General features: G+C 44.2%; 11 protein-coding genes. All 11 read right to left on the bottom strand.

The genetic code is table 11. The features are described 5' to 3' along the window. Window positions 1-3 precede the first annotated feature (3 nt). Window positions 4-831 (bottom strand): carbohydrate ABC transporter permease, encoded by an 828-nt coding sequence (locus I2D69_RS06260; protein WP_118577667.1) that lies wholly within the window; start codon window positions 829-831, stop codon window positions 4-6. A 14-nt stretch (window positions 832-845) separates the two neighbouring features. Next, a complete protein-coding gene (locus I2D69_RS06265; protein ID WP_173734799.1) occupies window positions 846-1,724 on the bottom strand; it encodes a sugar ABC transporter permease in 879 nt (292 codons plus the stop codon). Window positions 1,725-1,879: 155 nt separating this feature from the next. After that, window positions 1,880-3,184 carry an extracellular solute-binding protein gene (locus I2D69_RS06270; protein ID WP_118577669.1) on the bottom strand — a complete coding sequence of 435 codons (1,305 nt, stop codon included), beginning with the start codon at window positions 3,182-3,184 and terminating at the stop codon, window positions 1,880-1,882. A 297-nt stretch (window positions 3,185-3,481) separates the two neighbouring features. Further along, window positions 3,482-4,552 (bottom strand): response regulator, encoded by a 1,071-nt coding sequence (locus I2D69_RS06275; protein WP_173769400.1) that lies wholly within the window; start codon window positions 4,550-4,552, stop codon window positions 3,482-3,484. 34 nt (window positions 4,553-4,586) lie between these two features. Beyond that, complete coding sequence (locus I2D69_RS06280; protein ID WP_173715717.1) at window positions 4,587-6,320, bottom strand: histidine kinase; 1,734 nt, start codon at window positions 6,318-6,320, stop codon at window positions 4,587-4,589. A gap of 33 nt (window positions 6,321-6,353) precedes the next feature. After that, complete coding sequence (locus tag I2D69_RS06285; protein WP_243243772.1) at window positions 6,354-8,999, bottom strand: alpha-L-rhamnosidase; 2,646 nt, start codon at window positions 8,997-8,999, stop codon at window positions 6,354-6,356. A 160-nt stretch (window positions 9,000-9,159) separates the two neighbouring features. Continuing rightward, on the bottom strand, window positions 9,160-9,960 hold the full coding sequence (locus I2D69_RS06290; protein WP_187565273.1) for a 3-keto-5-aminohexanoate cleavage protein: 801 nt from the start codon (window positions 9,958-9,960) through the stop codon (window positions 9,160-9,162). Between the two features lie 172 nt (window positions 9,961-10,132). After that, window positions 10,133-11,659 carry a four-carbon acid sugar kinase family protein gene (locus I2D69_RS06295; RefSeq protein WP_330656002.1) on the bottom strand — a complete coding sequence of 509 codons (1,527 nt, stop codon included), beginning with the start codon at window positions 11,657-11,659 and terminating at the stop codon, window positions 10,133-10,135. Window positions 11,660-11,798: 139 nt separating this feature from the next. Continuing rightward, window positions 11,799-13,760, bottom strand: a complete 1,962-nt coding sequence (locus I2D69_RS06300; protein WP_195379578.1) for a beta-L-arabinofuranosidase domain-containing protein — start codon at window positions 13,758-13,760, stop codon at window positions 11,799-11,801. 110 nt (window positions 13,761-13,870) lie between these two features. Then, the gene (locus tag I2D69_RS06305; RefSeq protein WP_195379579.1) at window positions 13,871-14,536 is read right to left on the bottom strand and encodes an aspartate/glutamate racemase family protein; all 666 of its coding nucleotides are present in this window, start codon (window positions 14,534-14,536) and stop codon (window positions 13,871-13,873) included. 308 nt (window positions 14,537-14,844) lie between these two features. Beyond that, window positions 14,845-16,320, bottom strand: coding sequence for a glycerol kinase (locus tag I2D69_RS06310; RefSeq protein WP_195379580.1), 1,476 nt, complete (start codon window positions 16,318-16,320; stop codon window positions 14,845-14,847). Between the last annotated feature and the right edge of the window lie 54 nt (window positions 16,321-16,374).

Genomic DNA, 16,374 nt, shown 5'->3' on the forward strand with positions numbered 1-16,374 from the left:
AAATCAACCCTTTACAGCTCCGGCTGTCATACCTTCCATCAGTTTCTTATTCAGTGCCATGTACAGAATCAGAAGCGGGAATACACTCATGGATACAGAAGCGAAAATTGCACCCCAGTTCTTGGATCCAAACTCATCAGAGAAGTACAGAAGTCCTGTCTGAACAGTCTTCAGCGCAGAATCACTAATGAATGTCATGGAAAACAGAAGGTCGTTCCATTTAAAGAAGAACTGAAGAACCAGTACGGTTACAATAGAGTTCTTCATAAGTGGTGTTACAATATGCCACATCAGTCTGTAAATACCACAGCCATCAATAACGGCTGCCTCCATAATATCATCCGGGAAGGAACGAAGATATCCCTGAACCAGATAAATGGACAGCGACAGACCAAATGCTATGTACGTAATGATCAGACATGTTCTGGTATTTAACAGGTTTGATCTGCTGTAAATCTGGAACAGCGGGATCAAAGCAATTGCTACCGGAATCATGATACCGAAACGGAAATACTGTGCAACTGCATTTCTGAATTTCCATTTCATCTTTGTTACAGCAAATCCTACAGTTACTGAGAAAAATACAATAAATACAAGTGCTACTAATGTAGTGATCAAACTGTTCTTAAAGAAGGTGGACATATGTCCCCTCGTCCATGCATCAGAATAGTTCTGGAAATAAAAGCCATCATTTAGCGCATAAGCTGGCTTCTCACTCCACTCAGCCTGTTTCTTGAAGGATGCAGTAAGCATCCAGAATAACGGATAGATCTCAATTACGCAAAGAAGGAAAATTACAATTCCTCGAAAAGCTGCTTTTACTTTTTTCATAATATTTCCTCCTTTCAGTCTTTCACATCAAATTTGTTGATAACAAGAGATCCAACTACACAGATCAGGAAGATCACGATTGCGATAACGCTGGCGTAACCAACCTTATTATAAGTAAATGCAACGTCATACATATACATGGACAGTGATTTTGTTGCACTTCCAGGTCCGCCCTTTGTAAGAGCCATAGCAGACTCGAACATTTTTACAGTTCCAGAGAAGCTGAATACAAGGCTGGTAATTACCATCGGACGAAGAAGCGGAAGAAGAATGTTTTTAAATAACTGCCATCCACCGCAGCCGTCGATTCTGGCTGCTTCCAGGATATCATCAGAGATATCAAGGAGTGCTCCATAGAAAATTACGGAATAGAATCCCATGGCTACCCAGATATCCATTACGCACAATGCCCAGAGAGCTGTGCTGGACTGGCCGATCCATGGCTGAACAAGGTTCGTAAAACCAAGAGAGTCAAGCAATGAGTTTAACAGACCATAGTTTGGCTGAATCTCATAGATCTTTGCAAACAGCTGACCTACTGCAACAGTAGGAAGTACTACCGGGAAGAAAACCAGAGTTCTTACGATGGTTTTGCATCTTCTCAGCCAGAATTTAAACATCAGGGAAAGTAAAAGTCCCATTCCAACCTGGCCAACGGTTACTACCAATACATATTTACAGTTTACTGTCAATGCATTTAAGAAGTTCTTGTCTCTGAAAAGTCTTGCATAATTGTCAAATCCGGCAAATTCCCACTGAAGTCCCGGGCTGCCGCTGAAGAATGAATAATACAACGACCAGATAACCGGTACCATTACGATGATGGTGTAAATAATTAATGCCGGAACTACGAAAAGGGATATCGCTTTCTTATTACCTAATACCTTGTTCATAAAATTCCTTCCTTTCTGATTTCATACGAAAGTCAGATGCTCTGCGCCTTTGGCGCTCCCACATCTAACATCCTATCTTCTAACATAAAAATGGGAGTGTCTGCTGGCAAACACTCCCATTTGAAGTTCAAAGCTTATATTGCCAAAGCTGTTACTTACTGCATGTCATATACATCCTGGATGGACTGCATATATTCTTCGCCAGTCATTTCGCCGTTTAACAGAGGCTGTACATTTTCCTGAGCTGTCTTGGAGATTTCGCTAGGCATTTTTGCTTCCCACCATGCAAATCCTTCTGTGGATTTGTCAATCTCGTCAAGAACAAGCTTGGTGTAGTTATCCATATCATCTGCTGCAACATCATATGTGTAACCTTTAACAGTTCCCTGATCTTCCATAGCTACGTTTCCGATGTTCTCCATGAAGTATTTCAGGAACCAGCCAGTAGCCTCATCATATTTGTCGTTGTCAAGTGCAAGAATGTTACCACAGTTCATAGAGTAAGAAGTAGCGGAGCTGATGGACTCATCTGCAACCGGAATGTTGAAGAATCCGATTCCGTCCTCGCCTGCCGGGTTCTGGGAATCATCTGTCAGGTTCTGTGTAAACCAGGAACCATTGTAGAAGATAGCTGCTTTTCCACTCATCAGCATGGAACCAGCTGTGTTCATATCAACTGTTGTGATACCTTCTCCGAAGTATCCTTTCTCTGCCCACTCTGCAATCTTATCAGCTGCTGCAACAAGTTTCTCATCTGTATAAGGAACTTCGCCGTCAGCTGCTTTTGTCATAATGTCGTTTCCTGCGGTTCTTACTGCGTATGCATTGATCAGACGGGTTGCACCCCATTTGTCAGATCCGCCGGTTGTAAGAGGCTGGATACCCGCATCGGAAAGTTTCTGAAGAACCTCTTCAAACTCATCCCATGTAGTAGGAACTTCGCATCCTGCCTGCTCGAACAGGGCTTTGTTGTACCAGAAGCCTTCTACATTCAGTCCAAGAGGAAGATCATAAAGATCATCTGTTCCGGATAATCCTTTCAGAAGCTCAACAGCACCGCTGTTTAAATAATCTGCTGTTCCGATCTCGTCAACAGCTTCTGTAATATTTTTAACCTTTCCGGAATCGATGAGAACGCTGAGTGGAGCACCTGCTTCGTAAGCGAACAAATCTGGAAGATCATTGGATGCTGCAAGTGTAGCAATTTTCTGCTGAAGGTTGTCAGAAGCAACCATCTCATATTCCCATGTGAAATTCGGGTTTACATTTTTCTGATAGTCTTCGCAGATTTTGTTTAACAGCATACCATTGTCATTATCTTCTGCCCAGATGGTAAGGATTTTGATGTTTTTCTCAAGCTGCGGATCCTCTCCTGAGTAATCTGCTGCAAATGTAGGAACTGCAAACATTGTGCTTGCTGTTAATGCTGCCATTAAAATAGCTAATGCTCTCTTTTTCATTATAAATTCCTCCAGAATTTTCAAAATTATTGAACTTTGTTATAATTTACTCTTGATAGCCATTTACTTTTCGGTCACGTTTAATTTGTTTCTTTGTATCCCCGGGAAATATCTTATGGTTATATAATACCATTGTTCTGTTTTTTTACCAGTGCCTAATTTTTTTGGTAATGTACAGTTTTTTTAGACTGTTTTTTATAAAAAGTTTCACTTGTCCAGGCATTCAATTGTGCTAAATATATAAAATGCACATATTCAGCAATTTGAATATGTGCATTTTTGCAAATCCTGTTTTTATCATTCTGCTTTCCACACGTTTCCCTTATACTCATTGGGAGTCATGCCCTCGTGTTTTTTAAAAATATCACAGAAATATCTGTAATTATTATATCCCACCATTTCACTGACTTCATTAACCTTATATCCATCCTGCAACAGCTTCTTCGCCTTTTTTATGCGAAGGTCCGTCAAATATTTCACATAAGATGTACCAACCTCTGTTTTAAAAAGAACACTTAAGTACGCCGTGCTCATTCCAGCTCTGTCTGCAAGCTCACTCAGCCCGATATCCTGATCATAATGCTCGTCCAGATAAGTAAGAAGCTCCAGGATAACTCTGTGTTTGCTTCCGGTCTGGTCTGCTGTCAGATGCTTGCTGATATCAGACAGAACGCTTTCCCCATAGGCCTGTACTTCTTCTATGCTCTGACATTTTACCATCTCCTGAAAAGAGACAAGTGACCCTCGTTCCACCTGCTTCTGACTTTCGATCAGTACATCGCTGAGCACACAGAGATGCTTGTAAAATTCCCTGCGAAAATCCTGCAGTTCCGGGTAAAGTTCCTGCAGGCATCTGATTGCCTGCCGGCATTCTTCCCGAAATGCTGCAGCATCACAGTCTGTAATACATTTTACACTGCTCTCAAAAGTTCTTTCCAATTCCTGAAATTTCTCGCGATTAGCCTGTGCCTTACGATTATCCTCATGACGAGTCTTCGCCCATTCATCTTCAATTCTGGTAAGGGCATTTTTCAGTTTATCTGCTGTAACCGGCTTATCAATATAATCTTTTACGCCAAGAGTAAGCGCCCTCTGCGCATACACAAATTCAGAATAGCCACTGATCACAATAAAATATGTATCCGGACATTCTTCCTTCGCCGCCTCGATCACAGACAGACCATCCAGCCCCGGAATTCGGATATCCGTAATTACTACATCCGGTTTCTCACTTCGGATCACTTCCAGTCCCTGGATTCCGTCATAAGCAGCCCCTACTACCTCATAATCCAGCTTCAGGCGGGAAATTAAAGCCTTAATTCCCTGCACAACTATATATTCATCATCAATTACCACTAAGCGATACATGAAAATCCTCCTTGTATCTGCATTTCCCTATCCCTTATCTTACTGGAACCACAATCGTTACCTTCGTTCCATTTCCTGGACTGCTTTCAAATGTTACGCCGTATTTTTCCCCGTAATTCAACTTTATACGCTCTATTACATTGCGCACTCCATAACCGTTCTCCAGTCTGGACATATCGTCAATTCCCACACCATCATCTTCAATAGTGAAAATCATATTATTCTGCTCCTGCCAGCCGCGAAGGGAAATCTTTCCTTTTCCAATCTTCGGCTCCAGACCGTGATACATGGCATTTTCAATAAATGGCTGAAAAATAAAGGTGATCGTTTCACGCTGAAGAATTTCTCTGCTGATATCCACGAACAGTTCAAAACGATTATTGTAGCGCATATTCTGAAGCTTCATATAGCCCTGCATCCATTTCACAGAATCCGCAACTTTAATATATTTGCTTCCATTATTCAGCGCCAGCTTAAAGTTATCAGAAAGTGCCTCTACCATTTCTGCCATCTGGTCATCCCCATGCATGATTGCAACAAAGTACAGAGAATCCAGTGTATTATAAAGAAAATGGGGATTGATCTGAGACTGAAGCAAAAGCAGCTCTGCTTCCCGTTCATTCAGCTTCACCGCCATAAGATGCTCGGAAAGCTCCAGGTTCGTATTGACCATTTCCTTGAATTTCCGTCCAATCCGGCCAACTTCACTGTAGTCAAACTCTTCTGTAATGTGGCGCTCTCCTTCCCCAACCTGTGCAATGGTATTTTCCAGCTGCTTCAGAGGATGGCTGATGGTTCTGGAAATGATTCGTGCCATGAGAAAACCCACTACAAGAACACAGCCGGCTACCAGAAACGAGGTCAGACGGATATTTTTGCTCTCTTCACTGATCTCATTTTTCTCAACTACGTTTACAATATGCCAGCCTGTAGTAGAATTGGTGACAGAAGAAAACAGATACAGATGGTTCTCTCCCGGATTCGAATAGGATTGCATAATTGCATTCTCCCTTTCCTCATTTCCCACAAAATAAACCAGCTGATCATCCTCATCTACAACCATAAAGTTACTGGAATCAAAGCTTTCATTGCCCATAACAAAGGATTTTCCCAACAGCTTCTGGCTCAGTCCCACCACCATATAGCCCATTCCCTGTCCATCAGAGGGATTGATCATATATTTCGCATAAGAAAATCCTTTCTTTGTTCCTGCTTTTAAAATACTGTCACAGAAAAAAATTTCCTTTCCCTGCGCAGCCTTTGCCTGTTTCACCCAGCTTTCTTCCAGAATATCCTTATCACTATAATAATTATAGAAATCATAAGTACCCAGGTTCACATTGTTCAGCTGATACACATGGCCATAAAGATCCGTAAATACTATATAATTCACCCACACCTGCTGACTTGCCATTTCATTTGCAATCACACGAAGTTTCTCACGGTCTGTGGATGCAAACTTGCTTCCTCCGTATTCATTGCCTTTTTCCAGAATCTGCTGAAGAGCTTCATCATTCAGAAAATTTCGGCCTACATCTACAATGTTCTTCAGATTCATATCCATAACGCGGCTGGAATTCTTCAGCGTAGACTGATAAGATGCCCTGTAATTCTGTTCAATAGCATCAATAGAGGTTTTGTATACAATATTCATCAAAACGCCCACACCCAAAAGGGTGATAAGAAACATGGATAAAAAAATCTGATTCTGAATACTCAGCTGTCTCCACGCTTTCTGTATTCCTGAAGGTTCTTTTTTCTTTTCCATATTCTCATCACCCTTTCGCATTCTGCGTTATGATTACTGTTCAAATGCGATATGGTATGTACCGCTTCCCGCTTCGGCAGCCATATAGTCTGCTTCCCTGGTAAATGTCAGTCCATCGCTTTCCAGAACAGCTTTTGCCTGGTCCAGACGGATCTCTGCTGTTGTATTCACCGGAATCTGAACAGTTAAAGTAATCTGTTTCCCCTGGACTTCCCATTTTACACCAACATCACCATAAATGCTATGATATTTTCCGGCAGTGTACTTCAGATTTCCACCAATGCGCGGATAGAGTATCGCATGTTTAAAGCCCGGATGTTCCGGATCCGCTTCAATTCCGGCCATTGCACGGTACATCCACTCACCAATAGCCCCATAAGCATAATGGTTAAAGGAGTTCATATCTGCACTCCACATGCTTCCGTCATCCTTCATGCCATCCCAGTGCTCCCAGATCGTGGTGGCACCTTTTTTCACCTGATACAGCCAGGATGGGAAGTCTTCCTTCAGAAGCAGGTCATAGGCTTCCTTCAGAGCGTGGTTCTGACTTAGTGCATGGCAGAAATACGGAGTTCCCACAAATCCGGTAACCAGATGACCGTTTTCTTTGTCCAGAAGGCGTTTCAGACCTTCTACCGTTTTTGTGATATATTTCTCAGGAGTCAGCTGGAAATACAGTGCCACAATATGTGCTGTCTGTGTCTGTGCTGTCATATTTCCTTCTGCGTCGAAGAAGGTCTCCTGGAATTTCTTTACGATCTTATGATAAAGCTCCTCATACTCTGCTGCCACATCCTCTTTTCCAAGAGCATGGGCCATTTTTACAAAAAGTCCGGTAGAGTATGCATAATATGCCGTACAGGTCAGATCATTTGGTGTGGCTCCAAAGTAGCTGCCTTCTTCTGCATCAAGAGCTACCCAGTCGCCAAACTGCAGCTTGTAGTTCCAGATATAATCAACAGCATGGGCACGCATGAAGTCAATCCATCCCTTCATACTGTTGTACTGTTTTTTCAGAATATCTTTATCACCATACATCAGATACATGGTCCATGGATTGATGATGGCTGCATCAGCCCAGGCTGCTGCGGAATGAGGTCCCTGGCGGAGAAGCCAGTTTCCATCTGTACGGCCTTCCTCAATGTTCGGAACAACATGCGGTACACCGCCCTCTGGTGTCTGATCAACCTCCAGATCATGGAGCCATTTCTTATAGAACGTATATGTATTCATCAGATAAGTGGCGGTACGGCAGAAGATCTGCGCATCTCCAGTCCATCCCAGACGCTCATCACGCTGCGGGCAGTCTGTAGGTACATCAAGGAAATTACTCTTCAGCCCCCACAGGAAATTGTGATGCAACTGGTTCAGCAGCGGATTCGAACACTCCAGACTTCCGTTTGAAGCCATGTTGGAGTGAAGGGTGCAGGCTGTGAAATTCTCAGCTTTCGGCTCGCCTGGATAGGAAACAATCAGCGCATACTGAAATCCCATGTAAGTGAAAGTCGGATGCCAGGTAACTGTCTCTTCCCTTGCAAAAGTATATTTCATCGTTGCTTTGGCTGCACGAAGATTGTCCAGATATACATTTCCATCTTTGTCCAGAACTTCGAAGCAGTGAAGTTCGATCACATCGCCTGGTTTTCCGGCTGCAGTTACTTCAATTCGTCCTGCCATATTCTGGGCAAAATCAATAACTGTATCTCCTGCCGGTGTTTTGAAAATACGTTTCGCTGGAATACGATCCATTACACGAACCTTCGCAGCGTACTGCGCGCGCATAACCTGTGTATCAAAGAATACAAGCTGAACCGGCTTCCAGTCGCCTTTTGTGGTTTCTGCCTTTGACCAGTCCGGAATCTCAAGGGCTGCATCATAAGTCTCACCATCATAGATTTCTGCAAATACCACCGGTGAATCGCAGCCTTTCCATGATGGATCCGTATAAACAGATTCTGTTGTTCCATCGGTGTAGCGAATCAGAAGTTCCATAGTAAAAGCCGTCTGATCACCATAGTTGTTACGGGCTTTTGTCAGCCCCATAACACCTTTATACCAGCCTGGAGCCAGCATTGCTCCAGCACCGTTAATGCCCTTCTGCAGATATTCCGTTACATCATAGGTCTGATAGAGGAGATGTCTTCTATAGGATGTCCAGCCCGGTGTCATCTCGTCCTCACCAACTTTTTTGCCATTCAGGTAAAACTGATACAGGCCAAGGGCTGTAGTAAAGGCATAGGCTTCTTTTATATCTTTTTTGATTTCAAAGGTTCCTCTTACATAGGTTCCTTTGGAAACGTTCTTATAGGAATCGTCAGTTTCGGCGGATACAAAAGGAGCTTTCCATGCTGGTGCGCCTTCCTCCCACTCACCATTTTTTCCTGCAAGGGCAGTTACAAAAGATGCGGTTTCGCTCCAGTCCGTTTCTTCCTGACCATCACTGGCTTTTGCACGGACAAAATAGCGCTTGCCGCTCTCCAGTGAAGCACCTTCTGCATAAACATGTGCAGATTCCTCAGACTCTGTTTTTCCGCTGTTATAGATCAGATCTGTAAAATCAGCGTCTTTTGCAATCTGAAGTTCGTAGGATTTCTGTTTTACATTTTTCTTATCGCTTACAAGCTCCCAGGCAAACTGGGGCATATGGGAAACACCAACCGGGGCTGTTTCATAATCCATATATATTTTCTTGATTGCCAACATTTGTTTTAACCCATCCTTTCTGACATATATTTCTTTGGTATATCGTAACTGTTCAGTACCTTCATGGTCACACACTTCGCAGAATAACATCTACTGAATAATTACGATCCAACACTTTATATTTTTAAATCGTATTTTAGCGTTTTCTCAGATTCAACATCTGTCTTGCCTCATCCGGAGTCGCTGGCTCCAGACCCATGGCGCGGATCAGATTTACCAGTTTCTCAACCACCTGCCAGTTGTACTCGGCATCTACACCTTCTGCCAGATAGTGGCTGTCTTCAAAACCAACACGTACTACCGTTGCTCCCATAGCAATTGCAGCAGCCAGAAATGTCCAGTTATCACGGCCAAAATGGGTAACACCCCAAAGTGCATCAGATGGAACAAAGGAACGGAAAGCTGCCAGCATTTCCGGAGTAGGCTGCATGCCGCCTTTGTGACCAAATACCAGGTTAAACAGCATTGGGTCCGCAAATGGCTGCTCAGATTTTACCACTGCCATATTATGTAACATTCCAATATCAAAAACTTCTGTTTCCGGAAGGATTCCTCTCTTATAAACAGCGTCTGCGCAGTAGCGGATATCATCAAAAGAATTAACATAGACTGCTTCGCCAAGGTTTGTACTTCCGCCATTGAGAGATGCGCTCTCTACCTTGGGATAATCAAGCGGATTACAGCGGTCCTGGATATTCATATCCGAAACACCGCCTGTAGACGCCTGAACTACCACATCTGTCCGTTTCAGAATCTCGTCAAAACACTCAGACATATAAGAAATGTCAGGTGTAAGGCTTCCGTCTGGTTTACGGCAGTGAAGGTGACACATAGCAGCACCAAGTTTTACGCTTTTCTCTACATCCTCTGCAAGCTTTACTGCATCCACACTGGTTCCTGCCTGTACAGGTGCCAGAGATATAATTACTTTTCTCATTATGTAAACCTCCTATTTAAGCGAACCTCTTTCTAATAGACATCTTCCTAATATACAGTGTCTCCGTAAGCTGTTCAAAACAGACTAAAAATTTACTTGTTATGTCATTAAAACTCTTACGTAATTGAAATTTGCCACTCGCGTAAACGAAGACCTGCAATCATGCTATTTTTCAGATCAATTCCTCTACAATCTCCTTCAACGTACTTACTTCACCCACATTTCCCGGGAAAATAATGTATGGCATTCCAGGGAATTTGCTTTCTTCGCCGGTCATCCATACCGGGATTCCTTTCTTCACCTGTCCCATAACACGGGCTTTCTTTACGCGAAGAGCTTTGGTTCCTACGTCAGATGAAGTGATTCCGCCTTTTGCAATGATGAATTTCGGCTTCACAGAAAGCTTTCCGATAATACTGGTCACTGCATTGGAAATTTTTACAGAAATATGCAGTTTCTCTTCCGGAGTCATATTCTCCGGCGCAAGAAGCTGTCTGCTTGTATAAATTACAACGGTTCTTCCAGACAGGATTTTCTCCTCTGCTGCCTTCACCGTTCTCTCTACCTCTTTCTCCAGACCGTTTTCTTCGAATACGGTATTTACCTGAAATTCCATAAAATCAGCCTGTCCGTCCAGTTCTTTCAGACAGTTCAGCTGGTCTGTGGTCTTCTTTACATGGGAACCGATCAGAACGATTCCTCCGTTCTTTGTGTCACCCTCCAGCTGCTCTCTTCCAAGAAGAGGCTGGTCAGAAATCCTTCCCATTACTTTGGTGAAAGCTGCTGCTGTTCTTGCCATGTAATGCTTTCCTTCTTTCATTGCAAGCACCAGTGCTGCGCAGAAAACTTTCAAATCTGCATAAGATACTGCATTGACGATAATTTTCGCCATATTCTGTGCGGACATCAGCTTCTCCTTGATTCCCTGCACATCCAGAACATTCAGCTCGTCCAGGGAAATGGTGATACAGTCCTCTTTATGGTACTTTCCTTCTGTTTTTTCCTCTACGTATTCCGTAAGATCAGAGCATTTATATCCGAAGGTTTTGTCCCTGGCAAATTCCGTCATACCGGCTGGAACCAGGTTGTCCTGCTCTTTTACATAATGGATATTGTCCATTGTGTAGCGGCCGCCTTCTGGAAAAAACGGGCAGATGATCTCACCGTCAACAGCTGTGCTCCCTGCAGAAGTGCCATTGTCTGCTGCCGTTTTCTCTGGTCCGGCTGTATTCCCGTCAGCCAGTCCTTCCGCCAGAAGCTGTGTTTCCAGCGGATAATGACCTCTTAAAGTGGAATCTCCACGGGAAATGATCATGAAATCCTGTCCCAGCTCCCCTGCCACCTTTGCCACACGTGCGGCAATATCCTGGTGTACCTTTGTGGTCTCTTCCACAGAAAAGCTGCGGGAATTGGTGAGGATAAAAAACATGGATTCTTTTTCCTCAAAGCCCTTGCGGATGGATTCTTCCTCCCAGTCCGTATAAACAGACACATCATGAACGGTCTGCACACCTGTAGGATCATCATCCAGCACTACTAATTTTTTTTGAAAACCTTCCATTGCCTGGGAAAGAAGGGCTTCTGCTTTGTCGGCATCTGTTTTGCTTCTCTCCTCAACGGTATGGAAAGGAATTACTTTACATTCCATAATTTCTATAACTCTCCATTCTGTTGCGTTGTCGTCAGTCGCCGTAGCCACCGCTACGCCTCCTTCCTCCGCCTTGCATATGAAGAAATCATCCTGCGCCAATATAGCAGAAACTTAATTTTCGATGTACTAGATTCTGCACAGCAGGATTTTTTTACATTCATATCCCAGGTTGTGATAACTCAATTTATTATACAGTATATACGACAGGGAACCAAATCCTCATTTCTCCATAATCACGGTTATCCCATGCATAATACGGAATCAGACGTACATGCTTTCTGCTCATGCCATGATATTTCAACGGCTGATAAAGCGCATTTCTGTCAAATTCAGAGCGGTCAATGGTATATTCCTCAGTTTCAAGAGACATCATTCTTCTTCCCTGGATTTCAAACTCCACAGGAGTAAACTCTGCATTAAGATCCAGGTAAACATCATCCAGATCCGCCGCATGAGTATCCACACTCTCGCAGCAGTACACCAATGGTCCCCGCTCGATCGCAGCCTGTCCCACAGTTTCTTCCACCATATTGTTTGCAACAGTATAGCGAACCTTCATATCCAGGCTCAGCTGCACATCCATATTCTGAGGATCTTCCACCAGAATATCAAGATAAGTTCCAGCATCCTCTTTCGTCAGTCCGCGGTCTGCACCAGTGCCCTTAATGGAACCGCCGGCTGACCATCCTGGAACACGAAGTCTTAAATGGACCGGGGCATTTACTTTCACATCCTTTGTTGTGAAGCGGATCGTTCCGTCAAATGGATAATCCGTAGACTGCACAAGTGTAAATTCTCCACCATTTTCCAGCTTCACCTGCGCCTCACTTGCACCGTACATACCAGTCCATACGCTGTTATCAGATGTCAGATATGCATATTCACTGGACTGTGCAATGGTTCTTGCCAGGTTGGGCGGACAGCAGTAGCTGAGAATATATTCGCTTCTGGTAAGCGGCCAGATCAGCTTATAATCAAGCTTTTTGGCACGTCTTAACATGTTTTCATAGAAGAATCTCTTACCATCCAGACTCAGTGCAGCCAGGTTGGTATTTAACATCATTCGTTCCAGAATATCAAAATACTCTGCCTTTGGTTCCAGCTGGAACATGCGGTACGCCCAGAAAACGCCGCCCAGAGATGCACAGGTCTCATTATATGCCGTGATATTCGGAAGCTGATATTCATAACCATAAGCCTGATGCACAAGCTGATGGTCAAAAAAGTATCCATAGGGAGAGGCACCGTTATACAATGCTCCACATCCGCCTGTTATATAAAGCTTTTTATCCACAAGACTTCTCCATACCTTGTGGAGAACCTCCATATAATCCGGATCTTCCTCTTCCAGGCAAAGGTCAGCCACACCTGCATAGAGATAGTTTGCACGTACAGCATGTCCCAGAATCTTTTCATGCTGCTTCAGCGTAATCTTATCCTGGTTATCATCCATACCATTTTTTACACTGTCGCGAAGAGCGATTGCCTGCCTCGCCAGCTTCAGATATCGTTTATCACCAGTAGTACGGTACATTTCCACAAGTCCCATATAATGAGACGGGCAGACGGCAGTCTGAACTTCTCCGGTGCGCTCTGCTTCTTCGTAAAGATGCTCCAGATAATCTGCGGTCTTCGCCGCTATTGCAAGGAAATTATCCTTTCCGGTAATTCTCTTGTGCACACACGCTGCTGTAAACATATGACCGAAATTATAAACCTCAAAATCATTGATATCGCCCATTCTTGAGACGCCGTTCCCGGTTCTCTCCCCGATGATCTGCTTTGTGGAAAGATAACCATCAGGCTGCTGTGCTCTGCCGATCAGGTCTATATAATTCTCAATTTCTTTCTTCAGCAGCTGATTATCTGTCTGGTAAGCAGTATAGATGGCAGACTCCATCCATTTATAGAAATCTCCGTCTCCAAAAACGGTTCCGTCAAAATCTCCCTCTGCATCGCCGGCACAAATTTTAAAATTCTCTACTACATGACTGATATCTTTACTGTCAAACATGTGCTTCAGCTGAGGCACGGTACTGTTTGCGCAAGTGTCAAAGCGTTCTTTCCAAAGGCCGCCGGTCCACTTTACTTTCATACCATCCAGGGCATGAACCTTCGCGTAGGGGGATCTGGTTGTATCTGTCAGCATGATTATTCTCCTTCTGTAATTTCATATTCTGATTAAACGGACATGTCGCCTATCAGCGACATCACCATATAGGAAAGTCAGCTGCTCCGCGATATTCCATATATTATTCTTTATAAGCCTTTCGCTTTCAATGCTGCTGCAAGTGCCTGTGCTCCAAAGCGCGGGCTGGAAAGTACCGGTTTGCCGATCTTCTCGTGGATTGCATCCTCTGCATAGGCCATAGAGCCCTGTGCCAGAAGAATTACGTCTACCTGGTCTGCGATCTCAGTAGCTTTTCCGCAAAGAAGTGCCTTAAATTTATCCTGGTCTGCACCAAAAGCATCTACCAGGCCATCCACCAGCTCTACATGGCGATTCATCTCTCTTGCCACACGGGAAACTGTATTCTTAGTTGGTTCCAGGGTGGTAGGCAATGTAGCCAGAACGCCCACTCTCTTGCCAAGGCGGGCTGCCTCGCGGCACATCTCCTCATCAATACGGACAATCGGAATACCGGTATAACGGCCAATATCCTGAGCCGCATCTGCAACCTCGCCAACAGAAGAGCAGCAGTTCAAAACCGCATCTGCACCGTCAGAAACAGCCTGCATATACATTCCTACAAGACGGGCTGCTGCGCCTGCTGTTACATATCCATGCTCTCTTACTTCTGCCAGAATAGACGGATCCTGATAATTCAAGATTTCCGGTGCATCGCCAAGATTTTTTTTGATTTCTTCATTTACACACTCAATCAGCTCTGGTGTGGTACTTGTATAAACAATTCCTAATTTCATTTCTCTGTTCTCCTTCTCTTAACCAGTATAGAGCCTTTTCAAATACGCTCTGCGTTTTCACAAAGCTCCGGAAACTTTCTCCCTGGCTTTGTATTTTCACTTGTGAATTTTGCCCTATTAAAGTATCAAAACCCACTCCATCCTTTTATAGTTTATACAAAAATTTTACGATTACAGGGCCTCCACCGTCAAGTCCAATTTCTTTATTTAGTGTCACATTTATTTAGCGATGCAGCCACCATACAGACAAAAAGGGACGGCGTAGTTTCTAACCGCGCTGTCCCTCCTGCTTGTACCCTTAAATAAATTTATTTGTTTGTGATCACAGAAGCAACTGCTTTCTTCCATCCTGCATACTTCTGCTCACGTTTTTCCACTTCCATGTCCGGTTTATAGGACACACGGTTTAATTTTCCAAAAATACTTTCATCCCAGACACCAAGCTGTAATCCTGCCGCATAGGCCGGTCCGATAGCGGAAAGCTCCTCGGAATCCGGAACCAGTACTCCGGCGTCTGCAATATTGCTCTGAAACTGCATCAGATAGTCGTTTCGGGTCGGACCGCCATCTACGCGAAGCTCCTTCACCGGAACACCAGCATCCTCAGACATAGCCTGTACAACATCTGTAATCTGATAGGCAATACATTCAAGTGCCGCTCTTACAAACTCAGCCTTGCGGGTAGTACGGCTCATGCCTACAACAGAAGCTCTCGCCTCGCTGTCCCAGTAAGGAGCGCCAAGACCGCTGAATGCAGGAACCAGATACAGGCTGTCCTCCTGAATGGCCTCTTTCGCCAGTTTACCGGTCTCTCCAGGAGAAGAAATGATCTGAAGATCGTCCTTCAGCCAGGTAATCACAGCGCCTGTATAGTTCAGATTGCCTTCAAGCACATAGTTAACCTTGCCGCCGATTTTCCACGCAAGAGAAGTAACAACCCCATGAGTACTGAGAATCGGCTTCTCCCCAATATTCATCATAATAGAAGAACCGGTTCCATAAGTGGATTTGATCATACCAGGCTGCAAACATCCCTGTCCAAAAAGAGAGCCGTGGGAATCGCCCATTACGCCATGGATTGGAATCTTATGAGGAAGAAGTCCCTCGAAATCCGTTTCGCCGAAGCAGGCATCGGAATCCGTAACCTCTGCCATATTTGCCGGATCAATACCAAATAATCCGCAAATTTCTTCATCCCATTTCAGATCAAAAATATTGAAAAGCTGTGTTCTGGAAGCATTGGAATAATCGGTTCTGTATTCTTTGCCCCCTGTCAGCTTGTAAACCAGCCAGCTGTCAATAGTGCCATGGCAGATTTCATGACGCTCTGCCGCCGCTTTTGCGCCCTCTTCATTTTCCAGAAGCCATGCGATCTTGGAAGCCGGAAAATAAGGGGAAAGATTCATTCCTGTTTTCTGGCGGATCAGCTCTGCTGCGCCAGCCTTTTCCACACGTGCACAGATATCCACGGCACGGGCGCACTGCCATACAACTGCATTTCCGTAAGGCTTACCGGTGACGCGGTTCCATGCAAGAGAAGTTTCACGCTGGTTACTGATTCCCAGCCCAACTACATATTCCTTCTCTACCCCCTCCAGAAGCTCTTTCACAACCTCCAGAACATTGCTGTAAATTTCCTCTGGATCATGGGAAACCCAGCCCTTTTCATTGATGATCTGCCTGTGAGGGCGGTCAGTACGGCGCATAATGCTTCCTGTCTCATCGAAAAGGAGCGCCTTGGTACCCTGGGTACTCTGATCAATACTAATAATATATTTTGCCATGTTTACTATCCTCTTAAAACTTTTATATTCTCTAAAATCAACATCTCTGTACCT

Source organism: Ruminococcus sp. D54t1_190329_F1, from assembly GCF_015551645.1.
In the GTDB taxonomy this organism is placed as follows: Bacteria; Bacillota; Clostridia; order Lachnospirales; family Lachnospiraceae; genus Blautia_A; species Blautia_A faecis.